Below are 14,516 nucleotides of genomic sequence, written 5' to 3'. Positions count from 1 at the left end.
GGGGACACACTAAAACTGTTGTATATCAAACGAATACGGAGCGCCACGTCTAGCGGTCCGACATCACCCCGTGTAGCCTCACCGATACATTCCTCGCATTCCTCGACAATTCACTGGGGGAAGTGTGTCGCATTCCTTGCCCACCATTTATTGGCGCGCTCTCGATCGTTTCAGCGATATCGTCGACGCCCATCCCGAACGGGAGGCGGTGATCTATGCCGACGGCAGGAATCGGGACGGCCTGCCCGATTACCGCCACCTCACCTACGCCGAACTCGACGCGTGGTCGGACACGATTGCCGAGCGGTTCGCCGAGGCCGGCGTCACCCGCGGCGTGCGCACCATCGTGCTGGTGCGGCCGGGACCCGAGCTGTACGCCGTCCTCTACGGGCTGTTCAAGATCGGCGCGGTGCCGGTGGTGATCGACCCGGGCATGGGCATGTTCAAGATGCTGCGCTGCCTGCAGGCCGCTGACGCCGAGGCCTTCGTCGGCGTCACCGAGGCGCAGGCGCTGCGCATCGTGTTCCGCGCCTACTTCCGCAAGGTGCGGATGGCGGTCACGGTCGGGCGCTCGTGGTGGCAGGGGCCCACCCTCGAAAGCTGGGGCCGCACACCGGCTTCCGCGCTGCCCGAACGCGAGCACGCGCCCGATGACGAACCGCTGCTCATCGCCTACACCACCGGCAGCACCGGGCCCGCCAAGGCGGTGGTGCTCACCCACGGCAATCTCAGCGCCATGGTCGACCAGGTGGACGCCGCGCGCGAGCACGTCGCGCCGGGCACCTCGCTCATCACCGCGCCGGTGGCGGGCATCCTGGAACTGCTGCTCGGATCCCGGTGCGTGCTACCGCCGCTGATTCCCTCCAAGGTCGGGGCGACCGATCCGGCGCACGTGGTCGACGCGGTGCAGCGATACGAGGTGAAGACCATGTTCGCCTCCCCCGCCGTGCTGATCCCGCTCCTGCGGCACATCGAGCAGACCGGGGCGGCGCTGCCGAGCATCGAGAGCATCTACTCCGGCGGAGCGCCCGTCCCGGACTGGTGCATCGCGGCGCTGCGGCAGGTGCTGCCCGAGCCGGCGAAGGTGTACTCCGGCTACGGCGCGACCGAGGCGCTGCCCATGGCGACCATCGAATCCCGTGAGCTGCTGGGCGATCTGGTGGAGCAGGCGCACACCGGGCACGGGGTGTGCGTCGGCGCGCCCGCGCTCCACGTGCAGGCGCGCATCATCGCCATCACCGACGATCCGCTGCCGGACTGGGCGGATGCGGAGGCGCGGGCAGCCGATCTGGCGGCGTCGCGCGGGATCGGCGAGCTGGTGGTGTCCGGGCCGAATGTCAGCCCCCGCTACTTCTGGCCGCAGGCGGCCAACCGGACCGGCAAGATCGCCGAGGGCGAGGTGATCTGGCACCGCACCGGAGACCTGGCCTGGATCGACGACGCCGGGCGAATCCGCTTCTGCGGGCGCAAGAGTCAGCGACTGGAGACGGCGAGCGGGCCGATGTTCACCGTGCAGGTCGAGCAGGTGTTCAACACCGTCGAGGGCGTGGCCCGCAGCGCGCTGGTGGGCGTGGGTGCGCGCGGGGACCAGCAGCCGGTGCTGTGCGTGGAGCTGACGCCGGGGGCCGACCGGGCCGTGGTCGAGGACCGATTGCGCGGGCGGCGCGACGAATTCGACATCACCAAGCCGGTGGCGGAGTTCCTGTTCCATCCGAGGTTCCCGGTCGACATCCGCCACAATGCCAAGATCGGCCGCGAGAAGCTGGCGGTCTGGGCGGCCAAGCAACTCGACGGGTAGGGCCGGAGCATGAAAAGCCCGGCGCCGCAGGTGGTTCCGCTGGTCACGCGGTTGTACCTCCTGGCCGGGATCGCCGCACGGCTGTATCTGGTGGCCGGACTGATCGCCGCGGTGGCCGGGCGCGCCCCGTCGAATCCGGCGCTGCGGCTGCTGTGGTGGGCCGACGCGGCACTGTGCGCCGCGGATCCGGCCACCCGCATACCGGTCAGCATGGCCGCCGACGAACTGGCCAGCCGGGTCGGCTGGGGCACAGCGGCGCTGACGCCGCTCCTCGGCCGCGCCCGGCGACGCGACCACACACTTCTGGAGGCATCGTGAAAGCAGCAGCATCGTGAAGGCATTGGTGACGGGGGCCTCCGGCTTCCTGGGCGGCGCGCTCACGCGCCGGCTGGTGCGCGACGGGGACCATGAGGTGGCGATTCTGGTGCGGCGCACCAGCAATCTGCGGGACCTGGCCCCGGTGCTCGACCGGGTGGAGCGGGTGGTGGGCGATCTCGGCGACCCCGACTCGCTGGAACGCGCCGTCGCCGGGGTCGATGTCGTGTTCCACAGCGCCGCCCGCGTGGACGAGCGCGGCACCCGCGCCCGCTTCTGGGCCGAGAACGTCGCCGCCACGGCGCGATTGCTGGCCGCTGCCCGGGCGGCGGGCGCGCAGCGGTTCGTGTTCATCTCGAGTCCGAGCGCGCTCATGGACCGTGACGGCGGCGACCAGATCGATATCGACGAGTCGGTTCCGTATCCCCGCCGCTACCTCAACCACTACTGCGAGACCAAGGCCGCCGCCGAACGCCTGGTGCTGAAGGCGAATACACCCGGATTCACCACTTGCGCGCTGCGGCCGCGGGCCATCTGGGGTGCGGGCGACCGATCCGGGCCCATTGTGCGGCTGCTCGAACGGGCGGCGGCCGGGACCCTGCCGGATCTGTCGGCCGGGCGCGAGGTGTACGCCTCGCTATGCCATGTCGACAATATCGCCGAGGCCGCGGTCAAGGCCGCTGCCAGCGAGAATGTCGGCGGCAAGCCGTATTTCATCGCCGATGCGGAGCGGACCGACGTGTGGGGGTTCCTCGGTGACGTCGCCGCGGACCTCGGCTATCCGCGGCCCGGCCGCCGGCTCGATCCGCGCGTGGTGGCGCTGGTGGTGTCGGTGATCGAAAACCTCAGGCGGGTACCGTATCTCGCCGAAAACTGGACGCCGCCGCTGTCGCGGTACTCGGTGGCGGTGATGACCCGCTCGGGCACCTACGACACCTCCGCGGCGACCCGTGATTTCGGATATCGGCCCGTAATGGATCGCGACACCGGCATGACCGAACTGAAATCCTGGATCCGCAGCGGGGAGGTGATCGCCGGATCCACCCGCTGACCAGCGCTCGGACGCTCCCCTCAAAACTTGTGTTACGCGCGGTACCGGCTAACATGGCTGGTACCGCGCGAGGGTGAGTCGGTGCTGACGGCCCTCGAGGCCGCAGACGCAGTGCAGCACCGCTACTCAATGAGGAGAGCGCCCGATGCCGGAGTTCGACTATCACGGCGTATCCGTCGCCTACGATCGCGCCGGGTCCGGGGATCCGATCCTGTTCCTGCACAATATCGGCGGTGACCGGCGCATCTGGGTGAACCAGACGCGCGCGCTGGCGGCCACCAACACCGTGTACGCGCTGGACCTGTTCGGCTACGGCGACTCCGACTCACCCGCGGACGGCTACACCGTCGACAACTACGTGCGCATGGTGTCGGAGTTTATCGAGGCGCACGGGCTCACCAATGTCACGATGGTCGGCAACTGCTTCGGCAGCGCGCTGTCCCTGCTGTACGCGCGCCGCAACCCGCAGAATGTGCGCGCCCTGGTGCTGTGCAGCCCGCTGACCGCCGCCACCCTGCGTCCCACACCGACCGGTTGGACCGCGCGCGCGGCCGCCCAGCTCCCGCTCGACTCCGTCGCGGGCGCGATCCGGCTGCCCGGTTTCGCCGCGAATCTCGTCGTCCGCGAACAGCTCGGCCCGCGCGGCCGCGGCATGGGCTCCTCCCCCTTCACCGGTCTGCGCCACCGCTGGAGCGAACCCCGCCGCCTGCTGCCACCCGCCGCCATCGCGCGTGACCTGCCGAAACTGGCCGTCCTCGACGACTTCCGGCCCGCCCCCGGCTTCCCGCCCATCACCACCGTCTGGGGCGCCAAGAACCACATCCTGTCCGCCGCCGCCGGCGCCCGCCTCAACACCACCCTGTGCCCGTCCGAGGCCATCGAACTCCCCGACTGCGGTCACCTGGTCATGCTGGAGCAGCCCGAAACCGTCACGGCCGCCATCCGTGCCGCCACCCGCACAGCCCTGGCGGGCTGAACTCGCCCAGCACACAACCCCCTCTCCGCCACGGACGCCCGGCGTATCCGCCGTACCCGGCGTCTCGAAAGAACAGTTGCCCGCCAGCAACTCAGGTCAGCCTGCCGCCCGGTGCAATCGGGTAGCGAGCTCACGCAGGTGCGCCGCCAGTTCCGGCGGCTCGAGGACCCGGAAGTCGAAACCGAAACCCGCCACGTGGACGGCGATGGCGTCGAGTGAGTCCGCGCCGGTGTGCAGGATGCAGGTGTCCGGGTCGACGGCCTCGAGCACGCCGACAGTCGGCGCGATCACCTCGGCGGCCCGTTCGACCGAGGTCAGCAGGGTGATGCGGGCCTGATAGCGGTAGGGCGCGGTGGTGACGCCGCGGGAGACCTGAGCGGCGGCGTCGGGGGCCTCGCGTGGTGTGAAGCGGGGGCCGGTCGGGATGCGCGGGGTGAGGCGGTCCACCCGGTAGGTGCGCCAGTCCTCGCGGTCCACGTCCCAGCCGGTCAGGTACCAGCGGCGGCCGATGTGCACCAGGCGGTGCGGTTCGGTTGTCCGGCGCGAGGATTCGCCATCGTGGGTGCGGTAGTCGAATCGGAGGCGATGCTGGTCACGGATGGCCGCGGCGATGGCGGTCAGGGTGTCCGGGTCGACGCGCGGGCCGCCATCGGGGACGGCCACGGTCGCGGCCTGCAAGGCCGTCACCCGATGCCGTAGCCGCGAGGGCAGGACCTGCTCGAGTTTCGCCAGCGCCCGCAGTGAACTCTCCTCGATGCCCGCGATGGTCCCGCCCGCCGCCGTGCGCAATCCCATGGCCACGGCGACGGCCTCCTCGTCGTCGAGCAGCAGCGGCGGCAGCTGTGCGCCCGCGCCCAGCCGATATCCGGCCGCGCCGGCGGTGGCGTCCACGGGATATCCGAGGGCGCGCAGCTTTCCGATATCGCGGCGCACGGTGCGCACATCCACCTCGAGCTGCGCGGCCAGCTCCGCGCCGCTCCAGTCGCGCGGGGTCTGCAGCAGCGAGAGCAGGCGGAGCAGTCTGGCGGAGGTTTCCAACACGATTTCGATTCTGCCGCACAGCTAGGGCAGAACCTGTCCTAACCGCCTCGTACGGTGGTACTCATGAGCGACGAGATCACTCCCTTCCGCATCGACATCCCCGCCGAACAGCTCGAGGACCTGCAGCGACGCCTGGACGACGCGCGTCTGCCCGCCCCGCTGCCGGGCGACGACTGGGACACCGGCGTTCCGGTGCACTGGCTGCGCGCGCTGGTCGACCACTGGCGCACCGGATACGACTGGCGCGCAGCCGAAGCCGAGCTCAACCGGTATCCGCAATTCGTCACCGAGATCGAAGGGCAGCGCATCCACTTCCTGCACATCCGCTCCGCCGAACCGGGCGCGGTGCCGCTGCTGCTCACCCACGGCTGGCCCGGTTCGATCGCCGACTTCCTCGACGTCATCGGCCCCCTGAGCGATCCGCGCGCCCACGGCGGCAATCCGGCCGACGCCTTCCACCTGATCATTCCCTCGCTGCCCGGGTTCGGATTCTCGGGACCGGTCGGCGACTCCGGTTGGACCCGGGCCCGTATCGGCCGGGTCTGGGCGGAGCTGATGAACCGGCTCGGCTACGAGCGCTACGCCGTGCAGGGCGGCGACATCGGCGGCGCGGTCAGCCCCGAAGTGGCCCGCACGGCACCGGATCGGGTGATCGGCGTGCACGTCAACGGCGGCCCGAGCCTGCCGCCGCCCTCGGCCGCGGACGACATCGACGAGCTCACCGAGCTCGAGCGGGACCGGGTGCGGCGCATCCAGGCGTTCATGCGAGAGGAGTTCGGGTACGTCGCGATTCAGTCCACCCGGCCCCAGGCCCTGGCGTACGGGCTGGTGGATTCGCCGGTGGGACAGCTGGCCTGGATCATGGACAAGTTCCGGGAGTGGACGCATCCGCGCGGCGTGGACCCGGACAAGATCATCGACCGCGATCGCCTGCTCACCACCGTCATGCTCTACTGGCTCACCGGCACCGCAGGTTCCGCGGCCTATGTCGGGTACGCCAACACCGGGGAGTGGGGTGTGCCCGGCGTGAATTCCGGCGTGCCGACCGCCGTCATCGCCTTCGCCCACGACGTCTGCATCCGCCGCTACTGCGAGGAGGCCAACACCATCACCCGTTGGGTGGACGTGGACCGCGGCGGGCACTTCGCGGCCATGGAGGAACCCGAGCTGCTGGTCGACGATATCCGCGAGTTCTTCCGCGACCTGCGCTAGCAGCCTGTCTCCGTCTTTGTGGTCGATGCGACGGCCAACGCCTCGTGTAGCGCCGGCACCCGGTGGCCGGCGCTGCACGAGGTGGTCGTGGTGTGTCTCAGGCGTTGACGCTGACGACTCCGGCGGCCCCGCCTCCGATGTACTGCACGCCATTGAGGCCCTGAGCTTGGCTGAGGGTGTCGGTGAGGTGCCGGATGGTGACGCCGTCGAGGATGGAGTGGAAGTGGCCGTCCTCGGTGAAGTTCACGTTGCCACCCTCGACGAAGGCCAGGAGCACGGTGTCCTCGGTGTTGTCGGCGGGGCAGACGAAGGTGTGCACCGAACCGGCCGGCTCGTAGAGGTAGGAGCCCGCGGTCTGCATCTGGTCCGGGTACTCCAGGTAGTGCCAGCGGCCCGCCAGGGTGTACCCCTGGGCGATGCCGGTGTGGTAGTGCAGTGGCACCGCGGCGCCGGGCTCGAAGATCGCGAGCACGACCCACTGGCCGGTCTCGAGGTCGAGGCGCAGCGGCTTGAAGTGGACGCCGGGACCGAGAGCGTCGCGGATCAGGGGGATGTCGTTGGAATTGACGGTGAGCAGTTCGCCCTGGGGCAGGGCGACCAGCGGCAGCGGCGTGCCTGTGCTGGTGGTGGCAGACTGCGGTGCGGCGGTGAGTGTCATGACTGTTCCTCTCGAGGGGTGACAGCGGCAGGTCGGTCGACGTTGCCGTAGGTGGTGCGAATTTCCCGGGCTCAGGCGAGTGCAGGCGGGGTCGCGCCGACCTGGCTGCGCAAGTGCGGCAGGACATGGTGGGCGACGCGGTCGGGCTCTTCGAGCCACACCCAGTGCCCGGCACCGGGGATCTTGTGGATCTGTGCCGACGGGAACGGCTCGCGCTGCCCATCGGCTTGGTTCGTGGGGAGATAGACGTCGGCGGTGCCCCAGACGACCAGGCAGGGGAAGTCGTGGCGACGGAGAGCCGCGGCCAGCGGCGGCATCGAGGAGACCGAGGTGGACCGGTACAGGCGCAGGACGGCCCGCTTGGTCCCCCACGGCCGAAGGTACGCACCCAATTGGGCCACCCACCGGCGGTCCAGGCCGGGGTTGTCATGTCGGAGCAGGCTCCTGATCAACCGTGGGGTGGCACCGCGCTGGAACAGCTCGCCCACCAGGGGCAGTCGCCAGACCCGGGCCAGCCGGTGCCAGCGGTAGTCGAGCAGCACCCCGGTGTTGACCAGGGTGATGCTGGCGACCTTCTCGGGATGGTCGGCGGCCCACGTCAGCGCCCACGGGCCGCCGAAGTCATGCGCCACCAGGTGCACGCGCTCCAAGCCGAAGGCCGTGATGACGCCGTCGAGGTGACGGGCGTAACCGGCGACGGTGTAGTCCTGGTCGGCTCGTTTCTCGGCGCCGGCGAAGCCGGGCATGTCGGGGGCGATGACCTGGGCGAACTCGCTGACGGGCGCCATCAGGGAAAGCCAGTCGGCGCCGCCGCCGGGGTTGCCGTGTACGAACACCACGGCCTCGGTGGGCGAGGCGTCACGCGGACCACCCACCAGCACGGGCGATCTGACATCGCCCACGACGACCTGACGATTCTCGAACACGGTACTCACGACAGGTCGACCAGCCACGGGTCGGTGGCCACCAGCGCCGAGGTGGTCAGTGCGGCAGTGCGGTGCCGGCTGACCTCCTGGTAGCCCGGGTCCATGACCATGTCCAAGAACGCCGACCGCGAGGGGTACTGCACCAGCAGGATCGTGTCCCACCAAGCGTCGCCCTCGTGGCCTATGACGACGCTGCCGGCGTCGCCGACGTACACGATCGAGGCACCCACGCGCTCCAGATGCGGCTGTACGTCACGGGCGTAGCGCAGGTAGCTGTCGCGGCCCCCCTCGTCGTTGAACTTCAGCAGGTTCAGCATGATCACGGGGCCACTGGCGTGCCCGGCCGCTTCGACCAGGGCGCCGACCTGGTGCTCGGTGGGCTCGATGTACACGGATGACTCGACAGTCATGGCAGCCTCCTGGGCGATCGTCGGTGGGCTATGTGGCCCTGTGACGCAGGACACTACGAACCGCGGGCATGTGCCGTCTCGGTCAGCCGCGACAGATTTCGGCCGCCTCACTGTGCTGCCGCGACAGTCGGCAACTTCCGGGTGGGGTCAGCTGGAGGGGAGCCCGCGCAGGGCAGGCAGCAGGGCCAGCGCCACGCGGAGATCGAGATCGCCGCTCCCGATCGCGTGACCAAGGATGCTCTCGGCCTGCCGGACCCGGTAGTTGACCGTGTTCGCGTGGATGTGCAACCGGGCGGCGGCACGGTTGCGACTGTGGTTCTCCTCGAGATAGACCGCCAGCGTCTCGGCTACCCGATAGGTCGCCTCGTCGTCGGCGGCCAGGTCACCCAGCACACCTACGACGTGCGCCCTGGCCTGCTCAGGATCCACCGTGGCCATCGCGACCACCGCGACCTCGTCGTACCGGGTGACCGAGCCGGTCGCTGCACCGATCAGGGTCGCCACGCGCCGGGCATGGCCGGCCTGCGTCTGGCTGGCGCGAAAGCCCGTCAGCCCGTGGCCCGGGGTGCCCACCGCCAGCAGAGGGGCGAACTCGTGCGTGGTCGCCTCGACCGGGATGGCGACCTTGCCGAGGTCGTCGTCGCCGAACGCGCGAGCCCGACTGATCCAGGCGACGCCGCTCATCGCACCGCGGGGACACACCAGCACGGAATCGGCACCGACCAGCGGGCCCAGCTGTTGCAGAAGCCGGTTGAGCGCCGGCTGCGGATCCGAACCCTCCGGTGTCGACTCCACCCACGCGACCACACCGACGTGATGGCGCCCCAGCTCGTAGCCGAGCCGCGCCGAGGCCCGTCGCGCGTCACGCTCACGACCGGACAGGATCGCCTCGACTGCCTCGACCCGGGCCGCCATCGCGCTGCGCATCCACTGGTCGCGCTCGGTCTCGTACAGCTGCTCAGCCAGGCTCGATGAGGTATCGATGAAAGCGAACAACCAGGCCGAGAGCAGATCTGCAGCCCTGGCCAGCACGGCGGGATCCGGGGTCCGCTCGGAGATCCGCGCCAGCAGCCACTGCCACACGACCTGGTGGCCCAGCCGGTACGAGCGCAGCATCGGGGTCAGCGCCACCAGCCGGTGCACCCCTGTTGTCGCCACCGCCACCGTGGCCTCGGGCAGGATCAGCGCTCGAGGGTCACCGCCGCGCTGGAGTTGCCCCGACACCACCCGCAGCGACGCCTCCGCCGAAGCGACCTGCTGGGCGTAAGCCTCGGCGTCGGAGATGAACTCCGGTAGCTCCGCACGCATCAGGTCGGCCACCTGGATGGCAAGGTCGGCGGCGTGGGCACCGAGGTCGGCGGCGACTCCGGTGACCACGTAGTCCCAGATGCGCTTCGACTCAGGTTCCTGTAGCGGTGGCCAGCCCGACTCCATGCAGCGCACCTTACTGTCGCGGGACGACAGCTGTCCGGGTGAATGCTGGTGCTGTCGTACGAGCGCGTCAGCAGCGCCCACTCCTACGGTCCGATCATGCGTACTACGAAACACCTCGAGACCAAGGACCTCAGCGGCCGTGCTGTGGTCATCACCGGAGCGGGCAGCGGTATCGGCCGCGAGCTCGCATTGCTGTGCGCGCGCAGGGGCGCCTCGCTCGCCCTGTGCGATATCAACCTCGCAGCCGTCGAGGCGACCGCGGAGCAGGCCCGGCAGTTGGGCCGCGACGTCTTGACCGCGAAGGTCGACGTCTCCTCCGCCGACGAGATGGCAGCCTTCGCGGATTCGGTACTGGAGCGGTTCGGTGCCCCCGACCTTCTGGTGAACAACGCTGGTGTGGGAGTTTTCGGCGGCTTTCTGGACACCACCCTCGAGGACTGGAAGTGGCTCGTCTCGATCAACCTGATGGGTGTCGTGCACGGCTGCACGGCATTCGTACCGGGCATGGTCGAGCGGGGCCAGGGCCACGTCGTCAACGTCGCCTCGGCTGCAGGCCTGCTGGCCAACCCCAGCCTCTCGGCGTACAGCGCGACCAAGTTCGCGGTGCGCGGGTTCTCCGAGGCGCTGCGCATGGAGCTCAAGTCTCTGGGCATCGGAGTCACTGCGATCTGCCCCGGCGTCATCAATACCCCCATCACCGCCAGCTCCCCGATCCGGGGTGACGGTGCGGACGAGGTGCGCAAGAAGATCGGCGACCTCTACGCCAAGCGTGGGTATACAGCCGAACGCGTTGCGGTCAACATCCTCAAGGCCGTCGACCGCAACACCGGCGTCGCCCCCATCGCCGCAGAAGCCCACCTGATGTACGCACTGGCCCGATTCACGCCTCGCGTCGCGGCAATAGTCTCGGCCAAGCTTGCTGCGGCCGCCAAATAGCCCGACAGCAAACTCACCGTTGTCGCCCGCCGATGTTGTCCCCGTGCTGCTGTAACCGGTCCGGCAGGCATCTGAGGTTCGCCGGTAAGGATCGTGTCACCTGCTGCAAACTGCCTGTGGCAGTATCTATCTCGGTGTAGCTTGCGCGACTGTGGCGCGTGAGCTGGACCAGGACGAGCTGATCGACCATTGGACGCTTATCGGGGATGAGCCCGAGGCTGATCGGCGGCATCAGGAAACGAGGGGCCTGACCTGTTCGGCGGCGAACCGGACGAAACCCACCGGGTCCGGTTCGTCGCCGGTCGGTTGCAGGACCACGCTGGTGGCGCCGGCCTCGATCCAGCGGAGCACGGTGTCGGCGATGGCCTGGGCATCTCCCGCCACACCGATATCGGGAATGGTGTCGCGTCCCTCGGCGCGCAGCTCCGCGGCCACCCGTTCGGCGGCGCCGGAACCGGTGGCCGCCAGCAGGTACACGACGATCGGATACGGCTGTGCCGCAAGCGCTTCGGGCCGCGCGGCCCGCACGATCCCGGCGGCCGTGCGAATCCCGTCGGCGGGTGTGGAGCTGGTGAGGATCACCCCGTCGGCGGCCTCCCCCACCACACTCAGCGTCCGCGGCCCGGTCGCGGCGGCCAGGATCGGCGGCGCGGCGACCGGCGGCCAGTCCAGCGCGACGTCGTCGAGCCGGACATACCTGCCCTGCACCGTGATTCGCTGCCCGGCCAGCAGCGCCCGCAGCGCGTCGAGGTATTCACGCAGCAGGGCGATCGGCGAGGCGACCCGCTCCCCCACCTGCCCCATCCAGTCCTGAACCCCGTGTCCCACACCCCAGATCCCCCGCCCGGGGAACATCCGCTCCAGCGTCGCCAGCTCCATCGCGGTGACCGCGACATTGCGCAGCGGCACCGGCAGCACCCCCACCCCGACCCGCACCCGTTCACTCCACGCGAGTGCCGCTGCGGCCGTGGCGATCCCGCCCTCCAGGAAGCAGTCCTCCCACAGCCACAGCTCGTCGAGTCCCGACTCGTCCGCCGCTCGCACCACGTCCCGCAGCCGCTCGGGCGGTTGCTGCGGCCGGAACACCACTCCCAGGGTCGTCATACCCCATGCGTACCACGCCGGAGCCGGAAATGGCTGTGGCCCGGTCACATTCGCGACCGGGCCACAGGGTTGGGAACTCAGCCGAAGTGGCAGACGTAGTGGACCGGCTCGATGACCTCGATCTGGAAGCTGGAGTTGCCCGGCACCGAGAACGACTCGCCGCCCTTGTAGGTGACGGCCTCGGACTCGCCGGCCAGGGTGACGTTGCACTGACCCTCGAGCAGCTCCATGATCTCCGGCGCACCCGTGTTGAAGGTCAGGGTGGCGGGGAGGATGACACCGATCGACTTGCTGGTGCCGTCGGCCAATTCGATGTTGTGGCTCACACACTTGCCATCGAAGTAGACGTTGGCGCGCTTGGTGACGGTGACATTCTCGAACTTCATGCTGGTACGGGGCCCTTCCTACGGGTGACTACCGGCCGCGCGGGCCGGTCCGGTTCGCGCCGATCGTACCCGCGACCGCCGGGCAATCGTTCAGTCGGGCAGCGCGTCGAGGGCGCGGTCGGGCAGGGCGTCGAGAGCCCGAGCCGTCAACGCCCGCCCCTGCTCGATGATCGGCGTGGCGCGATGGAAATCCATGGTGCCGCAGATGTTCTGCGGCACCTCGATCACCAGGTCCGGCGGGTGTGCGGCCAGATGCTGGCGGGTGAGGGCGGCCAGCATGAGATCGATGGCCCGCTGGGCGACATCGGTGGCACGGATGCTGCTCAGCGCCGGGGGCTGCGCCGGCACCTCCTCGACCTGGGTGCGCGCCCCGCCGAGCCGCTGCGCCGAGGCCCGCCACCACTGGGTGAACCAGTTCGTGCGCGGTTGCGCGCGGTCGTAGGCCGGGTCCGGCGCGCCCGAGAGGTCGACGCCGATGGTCATGTCCGCGGGGCCCAGCGCCATGGTCGCCACCACCGGCAGCGGATCGAGCACGCCGCCGTCCACCAGCACGTGCCCGTCGACGAGCACCGGGGTGATGAATCCGGGAATGGCGATCGAGGCCCGGATGGCGGCATCGAGTTCACCGGCCTGGAACCAGGTCGACCGGCCGGTCGTGATATCGGTGGCCACCGCGACATACGGGATGGGCAGGTCCTCGATGCGCAGCTCGCCGAGCATCTCGCGGATCCGGTCGAGGACCTTGCCCGCACGGATCACGCCCGGTTCGCTGAACGCCGGATCCAGCAGCCGCGCCACCTCGAACTGGCCGAGAGTGGTTGCCCAGGAGGTGAATTCGTCGAGCCGCCCGGCGGCGAACAGCCCGCCGACGAGTGCCCCCATCGACGATCCGGCCACGCCGACGATCTCGTAGCCGCGCTCCTGGAGCTCGGCGATCACGCCGATGTGCGCGTATCCGCGTGCGCCGCCACTACCCAGGGCGAGTTTGACGCGCTTGCCCGTCGACATATGAATCTCCTACCCGCCCGAGAATCAGCAATCTAATCGCAAACCATGGTAGAGCTCGGTCGCCACCAGTTCGGTCAGTAGCCACGGTGGAGGTAACGATCCGCTCCAACTTGGGTCTCCATCCGATTGCCGCAATTCCGGAAGCTGGCAACCGCCACCAGAAGACCAGCTGGTCACACCGATAATTCCACAAGTCATGCGAGCCGAATCCGGCGAATCCGGGCGGGCATTCGGGCGCTATCGTGTCATCCCATGCTTGCTGAAACTCAGAACGTTCGTGTGGACAGTGAATTCGCGCGGCTGCGGACAGTGGTGGTTTCGCAGAGCGAATTCCGGGCTCCAGCAAATGCCGAGATACTGGGCCACTCGATGCCGGTGGAACCGGGCGCGGTGGACATCCTGGACGCGGTGTGGGGTCAGGACTTCGGCGCGGTGTATCCGGACAAGCAGCGCCGGTGGGAGGCCGAGCGGGACGAGCTCGCCGCCGTGCTCACCCGCCACGGCGTCGAAGTACTGCGACCTCGGCTGTTCACCGCGGACGAGAAGGCCACCGCCGGCCCGATGGGATACGCCAACTTCTTCGTCCGCGACCCGTGGTTCACCATCGGCGAGCACGTGATCGAGGGCGTGCTCCAGTTCCCGCACCGCCGCATGGAGGTGCTGCCCAGCCGCGACCTGCTGCTGGACCGCGTGATGCCCTCTGCCGCGCAATACGTTTCGTTGCTCCAGCCCGGCAAGGCCGCGGTCGGCCACCCGGGACCCGGCCCGTTCCTCGAGGGCGGAGACGTCCTGGTGCTCGGCACCGACGTCTTCGTCGGCCTGTCCGGCATGGCCAGCAATGAGCTCGGCTACCGCTGGCTCGCGAAATACCTGCGGCCGCACGGCTTCACCGTCACGCCCGTACGCCTGCCCGAGCATGTGCTGCACCTGGATTGCGCGATCGGCCTGGTGCGCGAGGGACTGCTCATCGCCTGCCCCGACCGCCTCCCCGAGGGCCTGCCCGAGCGGCTGCGCGACTGGGAGCGCATCGACGTGAGCGAGGACGAGGCCGCGGCCATGGCCACCAACGGCCTGCCCATCGACGCCGGAACCTACCTCACCGACCCGGAATTCGAGCGGGTCGGCAAGGAGCTCGAGGGCCGCGGCATCACTGTCGAATACATCGACTTCGCGGTGTCGCGGCTGTTCGGCGGCGCCTTCCGCTGCTCCACCCAGCCGCTGCTGCGCGCGGACTGACCTGTCCCCCACCGGCTTTCGCCGG

15 protein-coding genes are annotated in these 14,516 nt (G+C 69.4%); 7 read left to right on the top strand and 8 right to left on the bottom strand.

Going from position 1 to position 14,516, the window contains the following annotated elements:
- Positions 1-136 precede the first annotated feature (136 nt).
- The 4 genes from ACFXHE_RS25800 to ACFXHE_RS25785 all read left to right on the top strand — a co-directional run bounded on the left by ACFXHE_RS25800 (position 137) and on the right by ACFXHE_RS25785 (position 4,140).
- Complete coding sequence (locus ACFXHE_RS25800) at positions 137-1,798, top strand: fatty acid CoA ligase family protein (protein ID WP_379386976.1); 1,662 nt, start codon at positions 137-139, stop codon at positions 1,796-1,798.
- 9 nt (positions 1,799-1,807) lie between these two features.
- The gene (locus ACFXHE_RS25795; protein WP_379386974.1) at positions 1,808-2,116 is read left to right on the top strand and encodes a hypothetical protein; all 309 of its coding nucleotides are present in this window, start codon (positions 1,808-1,810) and stop codon (positions 2,114-2,116) included.
- Between the two features lie 13 nt (positions 2,117-2,129).
- Positions 2,130-3,164, top strand: coding sequence for an NAD-dependent epimerase/dehydratase family protein (locus ACFXHE_RS25790; protein ID WP_379386973.1), 1,035 nt, complete (start codon positions 2,130-2,132; stop codon positions 3,162-3,164).
- A 145-nt stretch (positions 3,165-3,309) separates the two neighbouring features.
- On the top strand, positions 3,310-4,140 hold the full coding sequence (locus tag ACFXHE_RS25785; protein ID WP_379386971.1) for an alpha/beta fold hydrolase: 831 nt from the start codon (positions 3,310-3,312) through the stop codon (positions 4,138-4,140).
- A 96-nt stretch (positions 4,141-4,236) separates the two neighbouring features.
- Here ACFXHE_RS25785 and ACFXHE_RS25780 read toward each other — a convergent pair whose 3' ends face one another.
- Positions 4,237-5,181 (bottom strand): helix-turn-helix transcriptional regulator, encoded by a 945-nt coding sequence (locus ACFXHE_RS25780; protein WP_379386969.1) that lies wholly within the window; start codon positions 5,179-5,181, stop codon positions 4,237-4,239.
- A 63-nt stretch (positions 5,182-5,244) separates the two neighbouring features.
- Here ACFXHE_RS25780 and ACFXHE_RS25775 point away from each other — a divergent pair, with 63 nt between their 5' ends.
- Positions 5,245-6,393, top strand: a complete 1,149-nt coding sequence (locus ACFXHE_RS25775) for an epoxide hydrolase family protein (RefSeq protein ID WP_379386967.1) — start codon at positions 5,245-5,247, stop codon at positions 6,391-6,393.
- Positions 6,394-6,490: 97 nt separating this feature from the next.
- Here the strand turns inward: ACFXHE_RS25775 and ACFXHE_RS25770 are convergent, their stop codons facing one another.
- The 4 genes from ACFXHE_RS25770 to ACFXHE_RS25755 form a co-directional block, all read right to left on the bottom strand.
- Positions 6,491-7,051, bottom strand: coding sequence for a 2,4'-dihydroxyacetophenone dioxygenase family protein (locus tag ACFXHE_RS25770; protein WP_379386965.1), 561 nt, complete (start codon positions 7,049-7,051; stop codon positions 6,491-6,493).
- 71 nt (positions 7,052-7,122) lie between these two features.
- On the bottom strand, positions 7,123-7,977 hold the full coding sequence (locus ACFXHE_RS25765; protein WP_379386963.1) for an alpha/beta fold hydrolase: 855 nt from the start codon (positions 7,975-7,977) through the stop codon (positions 7,123-7,125).
- A gap of 5 nt (positions 7,978-7,982) precedes the next feature.
- Positions 7,983-8,387 (bottom strand): DUF1330 domain-containing protein, encoded by a 405-nt coding sequence (locus ACFXHE_RS25760; RefSeq protein ID WP_379386961.1) that lies wholly within the window; start codon positions 8,385-8,387, stop codon positions 7,983-7,985.
- A gap of 147 nt (positions 8,388-8,534) precedes the next feature.
- A complete protein-coding gene (locus tag ACFXHE_RS25755) occupies positions 8,535-9,821 on the bottom strand; it encodes a PucR family transcriptional regulator (RefSeq protein ID WP_379386959.1) in 1,287 nt (428 codons plus the stop codon).
- Between the two features lie 96 nt (positions 9,822-9,917).
- On the opposite strand from ACFXHE_RS25755, the gene ACFXHE_RS25750 reads away from it, so the two are divergent.
- A complete protein-coding gene (locus ACFXHE_RS25750) occupies positions 9,918-10,757 on the top strand; it encodes an SDR family NAD(P)-dependent oxidoreductase (protein ID WP_379386958.1) in 840 nt (279 codons plus the stop codon).
- Between the two features lie 231 nt (positions 10,758-10,988).
- Here ACFXHE_RS25750 and ACFXHE_RS25745 read toward each other — a convergent pair whose 3' ends face one another.
- The 3 genes from ACFXHE_RS25745 to ACFXHE_RS25735 all read right to left on the bottom strand — a co-directional run bounded on the left by ACFXHE_RS25745 (position 10,989) and on the right by ACFXHE_RS25735 (position 13,255).
- Positions 10,989-11,861: an LLM class flavin-dependent oxidoreductase gene (locus ACFXHE_RS25745; protein ID WP_379386957.1), complete on the bottom strand. Its 873-nt coding sequence runs from the start codon at positions 11,859-11,861 to the stop codon at positions 10,989-10,991.
- A 77-nt stretch (positions 11,862-11,938) separates the two neighbouring features.
- A complete protein-coding gene (locus ACFXHE_RS25740) occupies positions 11,939-12,247 on the bottom strand; it encodes a pyrimidine/purine nucleoside phosphorylase (protein ID WP_379386956.1) in 309 nt (102 codons plus the stop codon).
- A gap of 90 nt (positions 12,248-12,337) precedes the next feature.
- Positions 12,338-13,255 carry a patatin-like phospholipase family protein gene (locus tag ACFXHE_RS25735; protein WP_379386954.1) on the bottom strand — a complete coding sequence of 306 codons (918 nt, stop codon included), beginning with the start codon at positions 13,253-13,255 and terminating at the stop codon, positions 12,338-12,340.
- Positions 13,256-13,507: 252 nt separating this feature from the next.
- Between ACFXHE_RS25735 and ACFXHE_RS25730 the strand changes: the two genes are divergently transcribed.
- On the top strand, positions 13,508-14,491 hold the full coding sequence (locus ACFXHE_RS25730) for a dimethylarginine dimethylaminohydrolase family protein (RefSeq protein WP_379386953.1): 984 nt from the start codon (positions 13,508-13,510) through the stop codon (positions 14,489-14,491).
- Positions 14,492-14,516 lie beyond the last annotated feature (25 nt).

Source organism: Nocardia sp. NPDC059229 (genome assembly GCF_042754165.1).
In the GTDB taxonomy this organism is placed as follows: Bacteria; Actinomycetota; Actinomycetes; order Mycobacteriales; family Mycobacteriaceae; genus Nocardia.
The sequence above is the reverse complement of the archived record's forward strand: the minus strand, read 5'-3'. Positions and strand labels throughout refer to the sequence as shown.

What these genes read in the sequence shown, in the direction of transcription:
- ACFXHE_RS25740 (WP_379386956.1), bottom strand. Translation starts at nt 12,247, where the DNA reads ATGAAGTTCGAGAATGTCACCGTCACCAAGCGCGCCAACGTCTACTTC.
- ACFXHE_RS25775 (WP_379386967.1), top strand. Translation starts at nt 5,245, where the DNA reads ATGAGCGACGAGATCACTCCCTTCCGCATCGACATCCCCGCCGAACAG.
- ACFXHE_RS25770 (WP_379386965.1), bottom strand. Translation starts at nt 7,051, where the DNA reads ATGACACTCACCGCCGCACCGCAGTCTGCCACCACCAGCACAGGCACG.
- ACFXHE_RS25785 (WP_379386971.1), top strand. Translation starts at nt 3,310, where the DNA reads ATGCCGGAGTTCGACTATCACGGCGTATCCGTCGCCTACGATCGCGCC.
- ACFXHE_RS25750 (WP_379386958.1), top strand. Translation starts at nt 9,918, where the DNA reads ATGCGTACTACGAAACACCTCGAGACCAAGGACCTCAGCGGCCGTGCT.
- ACFXHE_RS25735 (WP_379386954.1), bottom strand. Translation starts at nt 13,255, where the DNA reads ATGTCGACGGGCAAGCGCGTCAAACTCGCCCTGGGTAGTGGCGGCGCA.
- ACFXHE_RS25745 (WP_379386957.1), bottom strand. Translation starts at nt 11,861, where the DNA reads ATGACGACCCTGGGAGTGGTGTTCCGGCCGCAGCAACCGCCCGAGCGG.
- ACFXHE_RS25730 (WP_379386953.1), top strand. Translation starts at nt 13,508, where the DNA reads ATGCTTGCTGAAACTCAGAACGTTCGTGTGGACAGTGAATTCGCGCGG.
- ACFXHE_RS25760 (WP_379386961.1), bottom strand. Translation starts at nt 8,387, where the DNA reads ATGACTGTCGAGTCATCCGTGTACATCGAGCCCACCGAGCACCAGGTC.
- ACFXHE_RS25795 (WP_379386974.1), top strand. Translation starts at nt 1,808, where the DNA reads ATGAAAAGCCCGGCGCCGCAGGTGGTTCCGCTGGTCACGCGGTTGTAC.
- ACFXHE_RS25755 (WP_379386959.1), bottom strand. Translation starts at nt 9,821, where the DNA reads ATGGAGTCGGGCTGGCCACCGCTACAGGAACCTGAGTCGAAGCGCATC.